The 18,593-nt window shown below is 70.3% G+C and carries 21 protein-coding genes; 11 read left to right on the forward strand and 10 right to left on the reverse strand.

The features are described 5' to 3' along the window. Positions 1 to 50 precede the first annotated feature (50 nt). From B842_RS01545 to B842_RS01555, 3 genes are all read left to right on the forward strand, one after another. Positions 51 to 1,658, forward strand: a complete 1,608-nt coding sequence (locus tag B842_RS01545) for a cytochrome c biogenesis protein ResB (protein WP_052437966.1) — start codon at positions 51 to 53, stop codon at positions 1,656 to 1,658. Positions 1,659 to 1,764: 106 nt separating this feature from the next. Beyond that, positions 1,765 to 2,760 carry a c-type cytochrome biogenesis protein CcsB gene (gene ccsB, locus B842_RS01550; protein ID WP_040084786.1) on the forward strand — a complete coding sequence of 332 codons (996 nt, stop codon included), beginning with the start codon at positions 1,765 to 1,767 and terminating at the stop codon, positions 2,758 to 2,760. Between the two features lie 158 nt (positions 2,761 to 2,918). After that, positions 2,919 to 3,179 carry a helix-turn-helix domain-containing protein gene (locus B842_RS01555; protein ID WP_040084787.1) on the forward strand — a complete coding sequence of 87 codons (261 nt, stop codon included), beginning with the start codon at positions 2,919 to 2,921 and terminating at the stop codon, positions 3,177 to 3,179. On the opposite strand, the gene B842_RS01560 is transcribed toward B842_RS01555, so the two are convergent. Genes B842_RS01560 through B842_RS01570 form a run of 3 tightly spaced genes read right to left on the reverse strand, consistent with a single transcriptional unit; the run spans position 3,180 to position 4,985 of the window. Continuing rightward, a complete protein-coding gene (locus B842_RS01560) occupies positions 3,180 to 4,202 on the reverse strand; it encodes a hypothetical protein (RefSeq protein ID WP_040084789.1) in 1,023 nt (340 codons plus the stop codon). It lies immediately after the preceding gene. A gap of 53 nt (positions 4,203 to 4,255) precedes the next feature. After that, positions 4,256 to 4,744 (reverse strand): nuclear transport factor 2 family protein, encoded by a 489-nt coding sequence (locus B842_RS01565; protein ID WP_040084790.1) that lies wholly within the window; start codon positions 4,742 to 4,744, stop codon positions 4,256 to 4,258. Next, a complete protein-coding gene (locus tag B842_RS01570; RefSeq protein ID WP_040087219.1) occupies positions 4,707 to 4,985 on the reverse strand; it encodes a hypothetical protein in 279 nt (92 codons plus the stop codon). Before B842_RS01570 ends, B842_RS01565 begins: the two co-directional genes overlap by 38 nt. Positions 4,986 to 5,020: 35 nt before the next feature. On the opposite strand from B842_RS01570, the gene B842_RS01575 reads away from it, so the two are divergent. Further along, complete coding sequence (locus tag B842_RS01575) at positions 5,021 to 5,356, forward strand: DUF4229 domain-containing protein (RefSeq protein WP_245631371.1); 336 nt, start codon at positions 5,021 to 5,023, stop codon at positions 5,354 to 5,356. Here B842_RS01575 and B842_RS01580 read toward each other — a convergent pair. The 3 genes from B842_RS01580 to B842_RS01590 are packed head-to-tail and all read right to left on the reverse strand — an operon-like array spanning position 5,353 to position 8,196. Continuing rightward, a complete protein-coding gene (locus tag B842_RS01580) occupies positions 5,353 to 6,288 on the reverse strand; it encodes an AEC family transporter (protein WP_040084791.1) in 936 nt (311 codons plus the stop codon). The two genes, B842_RS01575 and B842_RS01580, sit on opposite strands and share 4 nt — an antisense overlap. Then, a complete protein-coding gene (locus B842_RS01585; RefSeq protein WP_082028334.1) occupies positions 6,289 to 7,203 on the reverse strand; it encodes a 1,4-dihydroxy-2-naphthoate polyprenyltransferase in 915 nt (304 codons plus the stop codon). It abuts the gene before it with no gap. Positions 7,204 to 7,209: 6 nt separating this feature from the next. Next, positions 7,210 to 8,196, reverse strand: a complete 987-nt coding sequence (locus B842_RS01590) for an RluA family pseudouridine synthase (protein ID WP_052437673.1) — start codon at positions 8,194 to 8,196, stop codon at positions 7,210 to 7,212. Between the two features lie 81 nt (positions 8,197 to 8,277). On the opposite strand from B842_RS01590, the gene B842_RS01595 reads away from it, so the two are divergent. Then, positions 8,278 to 9,144 carry a hypothetical protein gene (locus B842_RS01595; RefSeq protein ID WP_040084794.1) on the forward strand — a complete coding sequence of 289 codons (867 nt, stop codon included), beginning with the start codon at positions 8,278 to 8,280 and terminating at the stop codon, positions 9,142 to 9,144. A gap of 87 nt (positions 9,145 to 9,231) precedes the next feature. Here B842_RS01595 and menE read toward each other — a convergent pair whose 3' ends face one another. The 3 genes from menE to B842_RS01610 are packed head-to-tail and all read right to left on the reverse strand — an operon-like array spanning position 9,232 to position 11,673. Then, positions 9,232 to 10,359, reverse strand: coding sequence for an o-succinylbenzoate--CoA ligase (gene menE, locus B842_RS01600; RefSeq protein WP_040084795.1), 1,128 nt, complete (start codon positions 10,357 to 10,359; stop codon positions 9,232 to 9,234). Positions 10,360 to 10,402: 43 nt separating this feature from the next. Then, complete coding sequence (locus B842_RS01605) at positions 10,403 to 11,365, reverse strand: 1,4-dihydroxy-2-naphthoyl-CoA synthase (RefSeq protein WP_040084796.1); 963 nt, start codon at positions 11,363 to 11,365, stop codon at positions 10,403 to 10,405. Between the two features lie 5 nt (positions 11,366 to 11,370). Beyond that, positions 11,371 to 11,673: a 4a-hydroxytetrahydrobiopterin dehydratase gene (locus B842_RS01610; protein ID WP_040087224.1), complete on the reverse strand. Its 303-nt coding sequence runs from the start codon at positions 11,671 to 11,673 to the stop codon at positions 11,371 to 11,373. Between the two features lie 55 nt (positions 11,674 to 11,728). On the opposite strand from B842_RS01610, the gene B842_RS01615 reads away from it, so the two are divergent. Genes B842_RS01615 through B842_RS01640 form a run of 6 tightly spaced genes read left to right on the forward strand, consistent with a single transcriptional unit; the run spans position 11,729 to position 17,228 of the window. Then, positions 11,729 to 12,727, forward strand: coding sequence for an o-succinylbenzoate synthase (locus tag B842_RS01615; RefSeq protein WP_040084798.1), 999 nt, complete (start codon positions 11,729 to 11,731; stop codon positions 12,725 to 12,727). A gap of 11 nt (positions 12,728 to 12,738) precedes the next feature. Next, positions 12,739 to 13,152 (forward strand): hypothetical protein, encoded by a 414-nt coding sequence (locus tag B842_RS13050; protein WP_052437674.1) that lies wholly within the window; start codon positions 12,739 to 12,741, stop codon positions 13,150 to 13,152. A gap of 45 nt (positions 13,153 to 13,197) precedes the next feature. Next, positions 13,198 to 14,826 (forward strand): 2-succinyl-5-enolpyruvyl-6-hydroxy-3-cyclohexene-1-carboxylic-acid synthase, encoded by a 1,629-nt coding sequence (menD, locus tag B842_RS01625; protein ID WP_040084799.1) that lies wholly within the window; start codon positions 13,198 to 13,200, stop codon positions 14,824 to 14,826. Between the two features lie 56 nt (positions 14,827 to 14,882). Then, entirely contained in the window at positions 14,883 to 15,272 is a 390-nt protein-coding gene (locus B842_RS01630) for a DUF3592 domain-containing protein (protein ID WP_245631376.1), read from the forward strand. A gap of 41 nt (positions 15,273 to 15,313) precedes the next feature. Then, a complete protein-coding gene (locus tag B842_RS01635; RefSeq protein ID WP_040087227.1) occupies positions 15,314 to 16,513 on the forward strand; it encodes a glycosyltransferase family 4 protein in 1,200 nt (399 codons plus the stop codon). 25 nt (positions 16,514 to 16,538) lie between these two features. Beyond that, a complete protein-coding gene (locus B842_RS01640; protein ID WP_040084801.1) occupies positions 16,539 to 17,228 on the forward strand; it encodes a demethylmenaquinone methyltransferase in 690 nt (229 codons plus the stop codon). Between the two features lie 9 nt (positions 17,229 to 17,237). Here the strand turns inward: B842_RS01640 and B842_RS01645 are convergent, their stop codons facing one another. Continuing rightward, positions 17,238 to 18,497 carry a geranylgeranyl reductase family protein gene (locus B842_RS01645; RefSeq protein WP_156119400.1) on the reverse strand — a complete coding sequence of 420 codons (1,260 nt, stop codon included), beginning with the start codon at positions 18,495 to 18,497 and terminating at the stop codon, positions 17,238 to 17,240. Positions 18,498 to 18,593: the final 96 nt, after the last annotated feature.

The following is an 18,593-nucleotide window of genomic DNA, read 5'->3' on the forward strand; positions in this document are numbered from 1 at the left end:
TGCGTACGGTCGTGACGTACCTCAAGAAGGCCTGGCACTGGCTGACCAGCATGCGCACCGCCCTGGTGCTGCTGTTCCTGCTGGCCATCGCCGCCATCCCCGGCGCCCTGCTGCCACAGCGCTCCCTCAACGAGGAGAACGTCAACGAGTACATCGCCAACAACGGCCGACTCGCCGAGTTCTACGACCGGCTGCAGCTCTACGACGTCTTCGAGTCCACCTGGTTCCTCGCGATCCTCACGCTGCTGACGATCTCCCTCATCGGCTGCATCCTGCCGCGCTCCTGGGACCACTACTTCGCCTGGAAGACCCCGCCCACCCGCGCGCCGCGGAACCTCGGACGCCTGCCGCTGCACGCGGAGGGCGACGTCGACAAGCCTGTCGAGGAGGTCGCCGCGGAGGCCCGCGGACTGCTGCGCCGCTGGCACGTCGCGGAGTACCAGCCGACGGATGACCGGGCGGGTAAGTTCTCGCTGGCGGCGGAGCGGGGTTACGCGCGTGAGCTCGCCAACCTGCTGTTCCACCTGGGGCTCGTCGGCATGATCGTCACCGTCGCGCTGGGCCGGATGGTGTACTACGAGGGTCAGGTCATCGTGGTGACGGAGTCCGGCAACTACGAGACCCCGCTCGGCGACCAGAACACCGAGTTCTGCAACACGTCGACCGCGAACTTCGACTCCTTCCGCGCCGGCCCGCTCTTCGACGGCACCGGCCTGACCACCTTCTGCTTCGACGCGCACGACTTCTCCGCGGACTACCTGCCCAACGGCCAGGCCGAGATGTTCACCTCGAACGTCTCCTACGCCGTCGGGGACGACATCCACCGGCCGAAGTCCGAGTGGACCGACTACGAACTCAAGGTCAACCACCCGCTGCGCGTCGAGGGTGACCGCGTCTACCTGCAGGGCCACGGTTTCGCCCCGACCTTCACCGTCACCTGGCCCAACGGCGAGTCCCGCACCCAGACCATCCAGTGGCGCCCCGACGACCTGACCTTCTTCCTGTCCTCCGGCGTCATGCGCTTCGACCCGCCGGCCGGCATGTACCCGGAGCTGTACGACCGCCGCCAGAACCAGATCGCCATCCAGGGTCTGTTCGCCCCGACGGCGCAGTGGGACGGCGAGAACAACGAACTGCTCACCTCCCGTTTCCCGGCGATGACCGACCCGGCCGTGGCCATCGACATCTACCGCGGCGACGCCGGCCTGGACACCGGCCGCGCCCAGTCGATCTTCAGCCTCGACACCGCGCTGCTGCACTCCGGTCAGCTGCAGAAGATTGAACGCGTCAACCTCTCCCGCGGGGACTCCGTCACGCTGGACGACGGCACCGTGGTCACCTTCGACGGTGCCAGCGAGTTCGCCAACTTCCAGATCTCCCGCGACCCCTTCCAGCCGTGGGTCCTGGTGACCACCGTCATCATGCTGGCCGCCCTCGTCGGCTCGCTGCTGATCAAGCGCCGCCGCATCTGGATCCGCCTGGCCCCGCGCGAGGACGGCGGCACCCTCGTCGAGCTCGGCGGCCTGGCGCGTACCGACCGGGCCGGCTGGGGCGCGGAGTTCGACCGCATCCACCGCGAACTCCTCGGCCTGCCCGACCCGGACGAGGTCGAGGAGGACCTTCTCGTCCCCGAGGATGCCCGCCTCGTGGCCAACTAAAGTTGGGGAATAGGTGGCCCAAGGGTTGGAATCGCCCGGTCCGGTGGGGTACCGTCACAGAGGTATCTCACCGGCCCACCTGACTACCTGAGGGTGTCCTTCACACATGACCGTCAATCAGACTCTCTCCAACTTCTCGGACGTCGCCTTCCAGTCGGCGTTCGTCATCTATGTGCTGGCTCTCGTGCTGTCGCTCGTCTACTACGGCCGCATGCAGAGCGTCATCGACGCCCGCCGGTCCCTCGCCCGCGCCGAGCAGAAGGAACTCGTCGCGGTCGGTGACGGCGGTTCCACCGTGCTCGACGACGCCCCGGACCTCTCCGAGGTGGAGAAGCTCGAGGCCGGCGCCAACAAGTTCGGCGGCATGACCCAGGCGATGGTGTGGCTGGGCATCATCGTGCACTCGGTCTCCGCGGTCCTGCGTGGCCTGGCCACCAACCGCTTCCCCTTCGGCAACCTCTACGAGTACGTGCTGGTCACCACCGCCTTCATCATGATCGGTGCGGCGCTGGTCATCCAGCGCAAGGAGTGGCGCATCGTCTGGCCGTGGCTCCTGCTGCCGATCCTGGCGCTCCTGTTCTTCGGCGGCACCAAGCTCTACGCCGACTCCGCCCCGGTCGTCCCGGCCCTGCAGTCCCACTGGCTGCCGATCCACGTCTCCATCGTCTCCTCCGGCGCCTCCCTCGGTGTGCTCTCCGGTATCGCCTCGCTGCTCTACCTGCTGCGCATCTGGCAGCCGCAGGGCAAGGAGCACGGCTTCTTCGGCGCCATCGCCAAGCCGCTGCCGAGCACCAAGAAGCTCGACGGCATGGCCTACAGGACCGCGATCCTCACCCTGCCCGTCTTCGGTCTGGGCATCGTCCTCGGCGCGATCTGGGCGGAGGCGGCCTGGGGCCGCTTCTGGGGCTGGGACCCGAAGGAGACGGTCTCCCTGATCTCCTGGGTCCTCTACGCCGCGTACCTCCACGCCCGTGCGACCGCCGGCTGGCGTGACTGGAAGGCCGCGTGGATCAACATCGCCGCCCTGGCGACCACCATCTTCAACCTCTTCTTCATCAACATGGTCGTCTCGGGCCTCCACTCCTACGCGGGACTCAACTAGACCGCTGCTGAACAGCACGCACGCCGCGCCAGAACTCTCTGGCGCGGCGTTCCTGTTTCCCCTGATGTGCCGGGCCTCCCCGCCGCGCGGACCCCGATGAGTCTCCGCAGGCTAGACTTGAACATATTCCGAACAGCTTCTGAGGGAGGAGTCGGACAGTGACAGGGACGTCAGCCCCCAGGAAGAAGACCGGCAAGCCTGCCGGCGACGATCCGGTGCTTCTCGATCTCGGTGCCCGGCTGGCTCAGCGCCGCCGCGACATCGGCGCCCTGCAGGCGGACATCGCGGAGAAGGCCGGGGTCTCCCGCTCCACGCTCCACACGATCGAGCACGGCGGCACGGGGGTCCGCTGGGAGAAGGTCGCCGCTGTGGCGCACGCCCTCGGCATGGCCATGACCTTCGAGGTCACGGACGGGTAGTCAGCCGCTGACCACCGGATCCCACACGCGGAGCATGCCCACGGGCATGCCGGCGTCGGTGGGGTAGCCCATGTCCGCGGGGTCGACGTCGAGGGCGACCCGTCGACCGACCAGCGGCCGCCACGTGGCGGAGTCGTCGCTGTACTCCGACCTCTCACCCAGGCTGATCTCGGAGACCGTCTCGGTGCGTTCGGACCACGGCCCCTGGGACGCGGTGACCTCCTGTGGGGCATCCAGGAGGAGGGTGTAGTAGCGGTTGCTCTCCGGCTCGCCGTTCGGTGAGGGCTCCCCGCCGGTCATCTCGCTGGTGCTCTTCTCCGCGACGACACCGGTGAAGCGCACCATGCCCGCGGCTGGTCCGCTCTGTGGCGACGTCGGGGCGGGGGCGGCCGCGGGCGTCGCGCCGCGGAGAGCCGCCAGGCCGGAGTGGTCGGTGGAGGGCAGCCACGTGATCGTCTGGTGGTCCGGCAGGGCGCCGAGCGCCTCGAAGACGGTGGGCTCCCCGACGCTCACCAGCGACGTCCCCGTCAGGCGGTAGAGCGTGCTCGTGCCCTCGCGCTGCGTGGACACGTAGTCGACCTGGTACACGCCGGCCCCCGACCGGGAGGCCTCCAGCCGCGCCCGGCTGCCACCGGCTCCGGCGGCCCCGTCGACGAGGTAGTCCGTCGAGCGGATGAGCTGCCCGTCGGCGTCGGTGGAGTACAGGTGGACGCGGGAGAACTCCGTGCCGTCGATCCGGAGCAGCATGTCGGGCCGGTGGTCGCCGGTGGCCTCCACGATGGCGTAGGACCACGAGCCCGTGGGGTGGAAGCGGCTCATGCGGTCCTCCGGGTAGGTGGGGGGATTCTGCAGCACGCCGCGGTAGGCGTCGGCGGTGTGGTCCCCGTTCTGCTCCGGCTGGGGCGCGGCATCTGCCGCGGCGGCCGTCTCGGTGACCACCACCGTCTCCACAATGGCCTGTTCGTTCCCGGCGCTGCAGCCGGTGAGGAGGAGGACGGTGGCGAGGCCGAGGACTGGACGCATGGGGGCTCCCTGGGGCGCGGAGGGGTAGTCAGGAAGCAGCCTAGTCCGCGTGCCTACCCCAGGCGCGGCATCAGCCACTTCTCGACGCCCCGCACGATCCACCCGAGCGGGCGCGCCGCCACCGACGCCGCCCGGGCCCCGGGACGCAGCGCACCCCGCGACGCCAGGCCCGGGCCGATCCGCCCGAGCAGCATCACCGCGGCGGGCATCGGCCGGATGAACAGGGTGATCTCGCTGATGAGCCCGTCCCCGTCCAGGCGGAGCCACTGGATCTCCTCCAGGTTCTGCCCGTCGAGGACGTTGTGCCCCCACAGGACCCAGTCGTCGCCGGACCCGGTGAGGCGGTGGATGCGGATGTCGTCGAGAAGCGCGAACGCCGACTCGAAGACCGCCATGACGGCGTCCACGCCGCGGAAGTCGAAGCCGTCGGTCAGCGGGGAGACGAGCCGCACGTCGGCGGCGAGGCAGGCGCGCATGCCGGCGAGGTCGAGCCGGCGGTCGGCCTCAGTCCAGCGGTGGATCGTCGTCGGTGTCGGGTTCACGGTATCGCTCCTCGGCACGCCTGCGGCGTTCCTCTTCCTCGCGTTCCGCGGCCTCACGGGCGCGGCGTTCCTTGAATCGGTCCTTCTCGATCTTCCACAGGAACTCCTCGTCGTCATCCGGCCCCTTGATGGCCCGGGGCTGCGGCTCCACCTGACTGCGCTTCCATGTCTTCGGCCCGAAGGCCTTCCACACGAGCACAATGGCGACGACAACCAGCAGTACGAGTAAAAGACGTCCCATGTGGCCCACTCTAATGGCAGCAGTAGACTGCAGGTGTGACTGCACCAGATACTCCCCAGCACCCTTCCGACGCGCCCCCGGAGCTTGATCCGGCGGTCCGCCGCCAGGCGAACATGGCGCTGCTCAAGTACGGCGGCGCCCGACTCGGGCTGTTTGTGGTGTTGACCATCGTCATCCAGCTTTTCGCCGTGCTTATCGACGCCCCCGTGCCCCTCGTCATGTCCGCCCTGCTGGCGCTGCTCGTGGCGTTCCCGCTGTCGATGCTCGTGTTCAAGGGCATGCGTGTCGAGGCCAACCGTTCCGTCGGCGCCTGGAACGCGCAGCGCAAGGCCCGCAAGGAATGGGTCAAGCGGGAGCTGGACGCCCGCTAACGTCCGAAGAGGAGCGCGATCACCAGCATCACCGGCAGGGAACCGAACGTGGTCAGGAAGACGGTGTCGCGCGCGATGATCATGCCGCGCTGGTAGGAGGCGGCGAAGTTGTACACGTTCTGCGCCGCCGGCAGCGTGGCCAGGATGACCGACGCATAGAGTTCGTTGCCCTCCAGCCCCAGGCTCAGGGCGATGCCCCACGCGATGAGCGGCATGCCCACCAGCTTGAGTCCGGTGGCGACGATCGTGCCCGGCCGGTCGGCGGGGGTGGTCAGCGGAGCGGTGTTGCGCAGCGACGCACCGAAGCTGATGAGGATCATCGGGATCGACGCACCACCGAGGATCTCCAGGGGGCGCATGACCGGGTCGGGGATCTGCAGGCCGACGAGCGCCACGACGAGGCCGAGCACCGAACCGATGACCACGGGGGAGAAGACCGCCGTGCGCACCGGACCCCAGATGCGGGCCACGCGGGACCGTTCGCCCGAGTCCTCGGAGACCAGGCCCGCGAGGATGAACGGCGTGAACACGACCATCTGCAGGACGAGGACAGGCACGACGTAGGTGGCCTCGCCGAGGACGTAGACGCTCACCGGCAGGCCGATGTTCACCGAGTTGAAGTAGCAGGAGGAGGCCGCGCCCATCGTCGTGGTGGGCAGGTCCTGCCGGAAGAACAACGTTGACGCGATGATGTACACGACCGCGGTGGCGACCGTCGCCAGGAAGATGACGAGGATGACCGGCGAGAACAGCGTGTCGGCGTCCGACTTCGCCACCGACGAGAACAGCAGCGCGGGCGACGCGGCGTAGAACGCGACGCGGTTGAGCACGAGGCGTTCACGGTCGTCCCGGATCACCCCGGTGCGTGAGAGGATCACGCCGACGGAGATGACCGCCAGGATGATGGCGAAGCCGGTGATGACCCCCGACATCTACAGGCCCGGCGCGTTGAGGAAGAGCACCACCGCGGTGACGACGGCCCACACCAGCATCGCCTGGCCGGTCGTCTTGATCAGCGGGATGAGCGCCGGCCCCCGGTTGCCGCGCAGGGCGACCATGATGCCCTTGAACGCCAGGGGCAGGGCCACCAGCGCCAGTGCCAGGTAGGGCAGCTGCGTGGCCAGGAGCAGGGAGACGAGGAAGGGCGTGAGCGCCAGCGCCGTGTAGAGGTAGCGGGTGTTGCGGTCGCCGAGACGCACCGCGAGGGTCACCTTGCCGGCGGCGGTGTCCGAGGGGATGTCGCGCAGGTTGTTGGCCAGGTTGACCGAGGATGAGATCGCGCCGATCGCCACCGCACCGCCCAGGCCGACCCAGGAGACGGCCCCGGCCTGCGTGTACTCGGTACCCAGCACGGCGACGAGGCCGAAGAAGATGAACACGGCCACCTCCCCGAGACCGCGGTAACCGTAGGGGTTCTTGCCGCCCGTGTAGAACCAGGCGCCCAGGATCGCCACCGCGCCGACCAGGATGAACCACCAGGCACTCGCCAGGGAGAGCGCGACGCCGGCCACCGCCGCCACCCCGAAGGAGAGGAACGCCGCACGCTTGACGTCCGCGGGCGCGGCGAGGCGCCCACCGGTCAGGCGCGCCGGGCCGGTGCGGTCCTCGTCGGTGCCGCGGATACCGTCGGAGTAGTCGTTGGCGTAGTTGACGCCGACGATGAGCGCCCACGCGACCACGAGCGCCAGCAGGGCCCGCCACCAGGAGAAACCACCGGCGAAAGCGGCGGCTCCGGAGCCGACGATGACGGGGGAGAAGGCGTTGGGCCAGGTGTGCGGGCGCGCGGCCTGCCACCAGTCCCGCGGCGTGGCCGGGTAGGGGTGAAGATCAACGGACATGGGGCTCATTGTGCTTCATCGCCGTCGCGGACGCCGAGCCGGGGTGCGGCGCGGGCCCTGCGGGGCGTCCCGGCGCCCGCCCGCCAGGCGGTCCAGCGTGCGGTCCCAGTCGGGGGAGGTGGGGGCGGTGACGTCGAGAAGTGTGCCGTCCGGCAGCGGGATGCGTAGGGAGTGCGCGTGCAGGAACATCCGGCGTCCCCCGAGGCGGGCGATCTCGGCGGTGAAACGCGGGTCGCCGTAGCGGGAGTCGCCGGCGATGGGGTGTCCGGTGTGGCTGGTGTGCACGCGGATCTGGTGCTTGCGGCCGGTGATCAGCTGCGCGCGGATGAGGGTGGCGCGTCGGCCGAAACGGCGCTGCACACGCACGTGGGTGAGGGCGTCCTGGCCGTCGGGGCGGACGGTGACGCCGGAGTCGGTGGTGAGGAGGGGGGCGTCGATACGCGTGAGCGTCTCCGGGTAGGCACCCCGGACGAGCGCGAGATAGTGGCGTTCGACGTCCCCGGCGCGCAGCACCTCCTGCAGGTGGCGCAGCATGGTCGGCCGCTTCGCCACCATGAGCAGGCCGGACGTCTCCCGGTCGATGCGGTGAGCCAGCTCGAGTTCCTCCCCCGGGCGGAGCTCGCGCAGCGCCTCGATGACACCGGCCTGCACGCCGGTGCCGACGTGGACCGCCAGGTCGGCCGGCTTGTTGAGCACCAGCAGATCAGCCGTCTCGTGCACGATCGCCCCCGCGACCGCCTTCTTCACCGCACCCGGCACCGCGACCCTGTCCGGCGGGGGCAGGTCCAGCGCCGGCACGGAGATGACCTCCCCGGCGGCGAGGCGGTGGTCCGGTTTGGCCCGGCGGCCGTCGACACGCACCGCGCCCTTACGCAGCAGCCGGAAGATCACTCCCGCCGGCACCCCCTTGAGGCGGGAGCGGAGGAACTTGTCCAGGCGACGCTCGGCGTGCTCCTCGGAGACGGTGATCTCGTGGGCGGGGGAGCGTCGGTAGGCATTCATGTCGGCTACACCCTACCCTGTACCCGGGGCCGGGCGGCCGGCAGGCAACCACGGGGCCGGAAAAGTAAGGTGGTGCGGGTTATGTGGATTTCTTATGTGCTTGGCCAGGCGGTCAGCTTCTTCTTCACCCTGTTCAGGATGATTCCGCTGGCGTGGAACAACCGTTTCTCGCGGACCCGTTTCCCGCAGGAGGGCGACGTGGTCATCTCGCTGACCTCCCACGGCGAGCGGCTCAACCGCGTCCACTACACGCTCGAGTCGATCGTGCGCGGGCACAGCCGGGCACCCGTCGTGCTGTGGCTCGACCGGAGGGACTACGAGTCCGAGTGGCCGCGCTCCCTGCGCCGCCTCGTCGGTCGGGGCCTCCAGGTGCGCTGCTCCGACGGGCTCTACGGCCCGCACACCAAGTACTGGGGGCAGTTCCGGGAGGTCGTCGGCACCGGCACCCGCGTCGCCACCATCGACGACGACATGATCTACCCCGAGTGGTTCCTCGAGCGGCTGCTGTTCATCGGTGACCTGCGCAGCGACGTCGTCATCGCCTACCGCGCGCACCGCATCGAGCTGCGCGACGAGGAACTGCTCCCGTACGTGAAGTGGACCGCCGCCGACACCTGCCGCGCCAGCTTCCTGCACTTCGCCACCGGCGTCTCCGGCGTGCTGTACCCGGCCAGCTTCATCGACTACGTGGTCGGGCAGGGCGACGTCTTCCAGGAGCTGACCCCGCGTGCCGACGACGTCTGGCTCCACGCCTGCGCCCTGCGTTCCGGGCACCGTGTCCGCCAGGTCTACTCGCACCCGCGGAACTTCGCGGTGGTGCCGTCGACGCAGTCGGGGGCGCTGGTCATCGGCAACACGCTCATGGGCGGCAACGACGAGCAGATCAACCGCGTGTACACGGACGAGGACGTGGCGAAGCTGGTCGCGGCGAGCCGCTCGGAGGACTAGTCACGGCTCTTTGGGGTGGGTTGGGTGCTTTGGTGCTGATTGATCCGCCCCAGAGTGCTCAACCCGCCCCACAGAGCGGTGACATAATCAGAAGAGCTTCTCGACGCCCCGCCGGTCCACCTTCCCCGGCCCCGTGAGCGGCAGCGCGGCCACGCGCCGCAGGTCCTTCGGCAGCTGCCAGCGGGGGAGATGGTCGAGCCCCTCGATGACCTCGCCCGGGGTGGCCGACCCGGTGTAGGCGGCGACGATGGCCTGCCCGAGCCGCAGATCCGGGATGCCGACCACGCAGGCGCCGGTCACGCCCGGGACGGCGAGCATCGCCTGCTCGAGGACCTCCGGCTGGAGCTTGAGGCCGCCGGAGTCGATGATCGCGTCGAGGCGGCCCGTGACCCGCAGCGAACCGTCCTCGATGGTCCCGGCGTCCGAGGTGGCGAACCAGCCCTCCTCCGCGAAGGCCACGTGGTCGGGGTCGTTGCGGTAGCCCTGCGCGATCATCGGCCCGCCGAGGTGGATGCGGCCCCGGTCGACGCGGACCCGCGCGCCGGGCAGCGGGTGCCCGCCATAGACGCAGCCGCCGGCGGTCTCGGAGGACCCGTAGGTGGTCACCACCGTGATCTGCATGTCCCGTGCCGCCCGGGCGAGCTGCGGGTTGAGGGCGGCGCCGCCGACGAGGACGGCGTCGAAAAGCCGCAGTGCCTCGATCCCCCGGAGAGTGTCCATGAGTTTGGCCAGCTGCATCGGGGTGAGCGACGTGTAGCAGCGGTCGCCGGTGGCGTGGAGCTCCGCGGCGGCGGCGGCGAAGTCGGCGGTGTGGAAACCGAGGCGCAGGTCAAGGGCCAGGGGGTCGACGCCCGCGATGAGCGAGCGGACGAGCACCTGCAGCCCGGCGATGTGGTGAGCGGGCATGGCCAGCAGCCACTGCCCCTCGCCGCCCAGGCGCCGGTGGGTGGCGTCGGCCGAGCTCACCAGGTTGGCGGGTGTGAGCTGCGCGCCCTTCGGGGTGCCGGTCGAGCCGGAGGTGGCCACGACCAGGGCGATGTCCGGGGAGATGGGCTCCCCGGCGCGCTGGGAGTCCCGCAGCAGCGTGGCCCGGGTCGGGTCCTCGGCCGGGACGGGCAGGAGGGTGCGCTGCCCGGCGATCGCCTCCTCCAGCACCGGCAGGATGGCGACGGGGTCGCGCGGGTCGACGATGAGGGGTTCCAGGAGGCGGGTCACGGGCGTTGATCCTAGCGTGGCCCCACGGTCCACCAGGTGGGAACTAGTAGTAGAAGGGGTACTGGTCCCAGTCGGGGTCGCGCTTCTGCAGGAAGGAGTCGCGGCCCTCGACGGCCTCGTCGGTCATGTAGGCCAGGCGGGTGGCCTCGCCGGCGAAGACCTGCTGGCCCATGAGGCCGTCGTCGAGCAGGTTGAACGCGAACTTGAGCATGCGCTGGGCAGTGGGGGACTTGCCGTTGATCTCGCGGGCGACCTGGATGGCCTCCTCCTCGAGCTGGCCGTGGTCGGCGACGATGTTGACGGCACCCATGCGCTGCATGTCCTCGGCGGAGTAGGCGCGGCCGAGGAAGAAGATCTCGCGGGCGAACTTCTGGCCGACCTGCTTGGCCAGGTAGGCGGAGCCGTAGCCGGCGTCGAAGGAGCCGACGTCGGCGTCGGTCTGCTTGAAGCGGGCCTCCTGGCGGGAGGCGATGGTCATGTCGCAGATGACGTGCAGCGAGTGCCCGCCGCCGGCGGCCCAGCCGTTGACCACGGCGATGACGACCTTCGGCATGGTGCGGATGAGGCGCTGCACCTCCAGGATGTGGAGGCGGCCGCCCTCGACCTTGGTGCGGGCCTCGTCGATGGTGGAGGCGTCGGCGGCGGCGTCGTCGGAGTCGTGCTCGCGGGCGTACTGGTAGCCGGAGCGGCCGCGGATGCGCTGGTCGCCGCCGGAGCAGAACGCCCAGCCGCCGTCCTTCTCGGAGGGGCCGTTGCCGGTGATGAGGATGACGCCGACGTCGGGGGTCCGGCGCGCGTGGTCGAGCGTGCGGTAGAGCTCGTCGACGGTGTGCGGGCGGAAGGCGTTGCGCACCTCGGGGCGGTCGAAGGCGATGCGGACGATACCGTCCTTGCGCTCCGTGCCCACGTGGCGGTGGTAGGTGATGTCGGTGAGGTCCTCGAAGCCCTCGACCGCCTTCCACTGGGAGGCGTCGAAGGGGTTGTCTGTGCTGTAGCTGCGGGTCATGTCCTTCAGCTTAGGTTGAGGCCCTTCGCGTGGTCGTTGATCACCCGGGCCAGCTCGACGTCGCGGATGGTCAGCCCGCCGACGTCGTGGGAGGACAGGGCGACGTCGACCGCCCCGTAGGTGAGGGTGATGTCGGGGTGGTGGTTGGCCTCCTCGGCGGACTCGCCGATGAGGTTGACCAGCTGGAGGGCGGTGGCGAAGTCACCGGTGTCGAAGGAGGCGGTGATGTGGTCCCCCTTGTTGTCCCAGCCGGTGAGGTCGGCGTCGGTGATCTGTTCGGGGGTGAGGATCTGCTTCTTGTCGGTCATGGACGCCATTGTGCGGAAAAACCGGTTCCGCCGCCATGACGTTACTGTGAGACCCATGCACATCGATGAGATCCTGGACCGTTCCCATGTCGTCGCGCTGCCGATGGCGGTGCGTTTCCGGGGGGTCGACACGCGGGAGGCCCTGCTCATCGATGGTCCCGCCGGCTGGGGTGAGTTCGCCCCCTTCCTCGAGTACGACGCCCGCGAGTCCGCGGCGTGGCTGCGCGCGGGGCTGGAGGCGGCGTTCGAGGGTTTCCCCGCTTACCGACGCTCGGTCGTCGAGGTCAACGCCACCGTCCCGGCGGTCATCCCGGGGGAGGTCGAGTCGGTGCTGGCCCGCTACCCGGGGTGCCGGGTGGTCAAGGTGAAGGTCGCGGAGAAGGGGCAGACCCTCGCCGACGACGTCGCCCGTGTGCAGGCGGTGCGTGCGGTGCTGCCGCAGGCGGTCGTGCGTGTCGACGCCAACCGCGGCTGGACCGTCCCCGAGGCCCTGGAGGCCGCCCGGGTCCTCGGCCCGCTGGACTACATGGAGCAGCCCTGCCACTCGGTGGAGGAGCTCGCACAGCTGCGCGGTGAGCTCATGCGCGCCGGGCTGTTCGTCCGGGTGGCCGCCGACGAGTCCATCCGCCGGGAGGAGGACCCCTACCGGGTGGCGGAGCTGAGGGCGGCCGACGTCGCCGTGGTCAAGGTCGCCCCGCTGGGTGGGGTGCGGCCGGTCCTCGCGCTCACGGAGCATCTGCGGGCCCGGCACATGGACGTCACGGTCGCCTCGGCCCTGGACACGGCGGTGGGCATGAACGCCGGCCTCGCCGCCGTCGCCGCGCTGCCGGTGCTGGAGGACGATGACGGCCTCGACGTCCCGCCCGCCGCCGCCGGACTGGCCACCGGGTCGCTGTTCGTCGAGGACGTCGCCGCGCCGCGGGAGATCGTCGACGGGCACATGTCCGTGGAACCTGTGGTCCCTGACCCCGCCCGCCTGGCGGCCTTGGAGGCACCTGCTGATCGTCGTGACTGGTGGTTCGCCAGGGTCCGCGAGGCGCTGCAGTACGTGTAGCTTTAGGCATCATGAGCGATGACACCCGCTACCTCGGACCGACCGGCGCGGACGGAGAGCCGCCCCGCCAGTACTTCCCCAGTGAGCAGGAACAGCAGTGGAACCAGCAGCAGCCGGACTACCAGCAGTACATGGTGCCGGAGACGCCGCAGCCGGCGGCGTCGAGAAGCGGCGGTGCCCTGCCCCTGGTCATGGGCATCCTCTTCGGCCTGACGCTCCTCGCGGCCGGCCTGTTCTTCTTCCTGTGGCGTAACGCCGCGGCGGAGCTCGCGAAGCCGGTGCCGCCGGTGACGGTGACGCAGACGACGTCGGTGACCGTCACGGAGACGACCACGGCGCTGCCGCCCATCCCGACCGAACTGCCCACCGAACTGCCGGAGATCGACGTCGAGGGCTGGCTCAACGACCTGCTCGGCTCCCGCTAGTCGCCGCGGTTCGGCCCGCCGGGCCCGCTCAGTAGACTCAGGCACATGGTCAACCAGGTCAACCAGAACGCACAGCCGGACTCCGTGGAGCTGGCGCAGGTCGTCGTCGAGCAGCTCTCCCCTCACGTCAGCGATGTGGTGGTGTGCCCCGGGTCGCGGAACTCGCCGCTGAGCCTGGCGCTGCTGGCGCGGCAGGACATCCGCGTGCACGTGCGTCACGACGAACGCGCCGCCGCCTTCCTCGCCCTCGGCATCGCCAGGGTGCAGAAGCGGCACGTGGCCGTCGTCATGACCTCCGGCACCGCCGTGGCCAACTGCCTGCCCGCGATGGTCGAGGCCTACTACTCCCACGTCCCGCTCGCGGTGGTCAGCGCCGACCGCCCGCGCCGCATGCAGGACACCGGGGCCAGCCAGACCATCGACCAGGTGGGCATCTTCGGCCGCTACGCCCCGACCACGGAGATCTCCGCGCGGGGCCACATCCCCGAACTGGCGGAGGCGTTCACGACGCAGCTGCAGGTGCACGTCAACGTCGAGTTGGACGCCCCGCTCGTCGGTGCGCAGCTCCCCGAGACGCCCACCAACCGCACCCTGGGGCGTGCCCCGGGCCCCCGCCCGCACGACCACGGGGAGGTCGCCGTCGATCTGAGCCGGGACACCCTGGTCATCGCCGGTGACGAGGCCTGGACCGTCGAGGGGCTGGAGGACGTGCCCACCATCGCCGAGCCGACCGCCCCCGCCCCCTACCACCCGGTGCACCCCCTGGCGGCGGGGATCTTCCGCAAGCCGCAGATCAGCGCCAACGACTACGTGGTGGACACGAAGCCGGAGCAGATCATCGTCGTCGGGCACCCGACGCTGCACCGGGACGTGCTGGCCCTGATCAACGACCCGGACATCGAGCTCGTCGTCCTGTCCCGCACCGCCGACTTCACCGACCCGCGCCCGGACTCCCGGCGCGGCACCACCGTGAAGGTCACCGGTGAGCCGACGAGGCAGTGGATGAAGATCTGCGACGCCGCCTCCGACCTGGCGGCCGACACCGTGCGCCTGGTCATCGCCGACCCGAGCCACGGCTTCACCGGGCTGCACGCGGCGGCGGCGGTCTCCGACACCCTCGGCACCGGCGACACACTCGTGCTCGGCGCCTCGAACCCGGTGCGGGACGCCAGCTTCGTCGGCCTGCCCTACGACGGGGTGGACACGTACTCGCCGCGCGGCGCCGCCGGCATCGACGGCACCGTCTCCCAGGCGGTCGGCATCGCCCTGGCCACCCAGGCCGCGCACCCCGACGAGCCGCGTGCCCCGCGCACCGTCGCGCTCATCGGTGACGTCACCTTCCTCCACGACGTCGGCGGCCTCCTCATCGGGCCCGCCGACACGCACCCGGAGAACCTCACCATCGTGGTGGCCAACGACGACGGCGGCGGCATCTTCGAGACCCTCGAGATCGGCGCCCCCGAGCTCCGCGCCTCCTTCGAGCGGGTCTTCGGGACGCCCCACGGGGCGTCGATAAGCGAGCTGTGCGCGGGCTTCGGCGTCGCGTACCGGGAGGTCACGGAGCTGCGTGAGCTTCTCGACGCCCTCAGCGAGCCCCACGACGGCTTCACCGTCATCGAGGCCCGCACCACCCGCGCCACGCGCCGGGCGATGCACGAGGCGCTCCGGAAGTGAGGGAGCGGATCGGGCGGCGGGGCCGGCAGCTGGTGCTGCTGCTGTGGGCCGCGGTGATGCTCGGGGCGGTGGCGCTGGTCGCCGGGCCCTTCCTCAACGACCGCGCCATCGACGAGGACCCGGGCCGGGCGCTGGCGACCGTCACCGGCGTGAGCCGGCTGCGCACCACCGTCGACTTCCGCGACGAGCAGGGCATCTACCACGCGCCGTCGACCGGGCTGCTGTACCCCACGGGCCTCGGGGAGGGGCAGCGCGTGTGGGTGACCTACGCGAAGGGGGACCCGGACCTGGTCAAGGTGGAGGGCCGCGAATGGACCCTTTCTATCATCCCCGCCTTAAGTGTCGCTCTAGTGGCAACGGTTGTCGCTGCCGTATTGTGGTGGGCAATCGGTCGGGTCACCAGACCGCGACCCAGTTCACCCGAAATTCGCCCGACGTTGACCTGAAACTCAGGGCGTCGTCGTCTAGGTAGGAGAACATGTCGTCCATGCGTGTTGCCATTGTCGCCGAATCCTTCCTGCCCAACGTCAACGGTGTGACGAACTCGGTTCTCCGCGTTCTGGAACACCTCCACCGCGAGGGGCACGAGGCGATAGTGGTGGCACCGGGGGCCCGGGACTTCCAGGAGGAGATCCACGAGTACCTCGGCTTCGAGATCGTGCGCGTGCCCACCGTGCGCATGCCGCTCATCGACTCGCTGCCGATCGGCGTCCCCAACGCCACCGTCACCGAGGCCCTCCGCGGCTTCAACCCGGACATCATCCACCTCGCCAGCCCCTTCGTGCTCGGGGCCGCCGGCGCCTACGCCGCCCGCCAGCTGCGCATCCCGGCGGTGGCGCTCTACCAGACCGACGTCGCCGGCTTCGCCTCCAAGTACCACCTCGCCCCGCTGGCCGCCGCCGCCTGGGAGTGGACCCGGCACATCCACAACATCTGCCAGATGACCCTGGCGCCCTCCTCGCTGACCATCGCCGACCTGGAGGAGCACGGCATCAACAACGTGCGCCACTGGGGCCGCGGCGTCGACGCGGTGCGTTTCCACCCGGAGAAGCGCGACCCGGCGCTGCGCCGACAGTGGGACCGCACGGGCCGCAAGAAGATCGTCGGCTTCGTCGGCCGCCTCGCCGCGGAGAAGGGCGTCCACCGCCTCGCCTCCCTCCACGGCCGCCGCGACATCCAGCTGGTCATCGTCGGCGACGGTCCCTCCCGCCCGGAGCTCGAGGAGCTCATGCCGAAGGCGGTGTTCACCGGCGCCCTCGGCGGCGAGGAACTGGCCCGCGCCTACGCCTCCCTCGACCTGTTCGTCCACGCCGGCGAGTTCGAGACCTTCTGCCAGGCCATCCAGGAGGCCCAGGCCTCCGGCGTCCCGACCATCGGCCCTCGCGCCGGCGGCCCGGTCGACCTCATCCAGGAGCGCTACAACGGACTGCTTCTCGACGTCGACACGTTCTCCCGCGACCTCCCCGTCGCCGCGGAGTGGATCCTGCACCGCGAGCGCCACGACCAGCTGTGCCGCAACGCCCGTACCTCGGTGGCGAACAAGACCTGGGAGGCGCTGTGTGAGCAGCTCCTCGGCTACTACGCGGAGGTCATCGAGGAGACCCGTCGCGTCCCGCTGACCTTCTTCGGCCCCCGCCCGGAGCTGCCGCTGTGGGCCGCCCGCGCACTGGGTGCGCGCGTCGCCTGAGGGGGCCTCGCCTACACTCAGGTGCGTGGCTAAGGCAGACCTGGACAAGAAACCCTTCGACGTGGCGTCGATGTTCGACGCCGTCGGTGAGAGATACGACCTGACCAACACGATCCTGTCCTTCGGGCAGGACGCCCGGTGGCGTCGTCGGACCCGCGAGCGTCTCAACCTGCGGCCGGGCGAGAAGGTCCTCGACCTCGCCGCCGGCACCGCCGTGTCGACCGTGGAGCTGGCGAAGTCCGGCGCCTGGTGCGTGGCCTGCGACTTCTCCCAGGGCATGCTCGCCGCGGGCCGGGACCGGGACGTGCCGAAGGTCTGCGGCGACGGCATGCAGCTGCCCTTCGCCGACAACACCTTCGACGCCGTCACCATCTCCTACGGCCTGCGCAACATCCACGACCACGAGGCCGGCCTCCGGGAGATGGCGCGCGTGACCCGGCCGGGCGGAAGGCTGACGATCGCCGAGTTCTCCACCCCGGTCGTGCCGGTGTTCGGCACGCTGTACAAGGAGTACCTCATGCGCCTGCTGCCCAAGGTGGCGCGCCTGGTGTCCAGCAACCCGGAGGCCTACGAGTACCTCGCGGACTCCATCCGCGCGTGGCCGGGCCAGGAGGGCCTGGCGCGGGTGATCAACGACAACGGCTGGGAGAACGCCGGCTGGCAGAACCTCAGCTTCGGCATCGTGGCGCTGCACTCGGCGACCAAGCCGCTGTAGAGGGGCCTGCTACACCGTCGAGGACCAGAGCGGCGTGTCCCGGCGGGCCCGGGACACGACCCCGCCGGACAGGCGCCAGAGGCGGGCGACGAGGTCACGGTCCTCGTCGGTGATGAGGTTGCCCATGAGCCGCGCCGCCGCCGGCATGACGACTGCCCCCACCGGCCCCCGCAAACCCAGCGGCCCGACGACCGGCAGGAACCGCGGGTACGTGAGCAGCCGCGCGGCGGTCCGGGCCAGGAGGAAGGCCTCGCCGTAGGCCCCGCGCAGCAGGTGCGGCCACACGAGGGTGAGGTCGCGCCGGCCGGCGTCGAGAAGCAGGTCGACGGCCATCTCGGCGGACTCCATGCCGTAGTCGATGCCCTCCCCGTTGAGGGGGTTGACCAGGGCGGCGGAGTCGCCGATGAGCAGCCAGTTCGGGCCGGCGACGTTGGACACGGCGCCACCCATCGGCAGCATCGCCGAGGTGACGTCCTGCTCGGGGCCCAGCTGCCACTCCGTGCGCTTCTGCGCGGCGTAGTGGGAGAGCAGCCTCTTCGTGTTGACCCGCGCCGGACGGGTGTCCGTCGACAGCGCGCCGGCGCCGAGGTTCACGCGGCCGTCACCGAGGGGGAAGATCCAGCCGTAGCCGGGCTGGACGACACCGTCGGCGTCGAGAAGCTCGACGTCGGAGTGGATCCACGGCTCCGTCGACATGGGCGACGTGCAGTAGGAACGCGCGGCGATGCCGTACACCTCACCGCGGTGCCACTCGCGCCCCAGCAGCTTGCCGAACGTGGACCGCACCCCGTCGGCCACCAGGACCCATCGCGCCCGCACCTGCTTCTCGATGCCCCCGTGCCGCACCGTCACCTCACCGATCCGACGCCCCTCACGGCGCACCGCCGTGGCCGTCGCGCCCTCCCACAGGGTCGCGCCCCGCGCGACGGCGGTACGCACCAGGAGGTGGTCGAACTCGGTGCGCGGCATCGCCGAACCGAGGGTGCCGTAGTGCCCCTCCGGCCAGGGGGCGGTGACGGAACCGCCGAATCCGCGCAGCTTGAGACCCTTGTTGTGGTAGTCCCGCGTCACCTCGTCAGCCAGGCCCAGACGACCCAGCTGGTGGATGGCCCGCGGGGTGAGCCCGTCGCCGCAGGTCTTGTCGCGGGGGAAGGTGGCGGTGTCGACGAGCAGGACGTCGAGGCCGGCGTCAGCCGCATGGATCGCGGCAGCCGCACCCGCGGGACCCGCACCGACAACAAGGACATCCGCGTCACAGACCACACTCATGCGCCCCATTGTGACACCCTGACTACGGAGGGCGGCAACTTTGGACTACGGTTGAACCCGATCAACCTGACCCTCATCACCGTTGCAAGGACATTC

The sequence above is a fragment of the Corynebacterium humireducens NBRC 106098 = DSM 45392 genome, from assembly GCF_000819445.1.
In the GTDB taxonomy this organism is placed as follows: Bacteria; Actinomycetota; Actinomycetes; order Mycobacteriales; family Mycobacteriaceae; genus Corynebacterium; species Corynebacterium humireducens.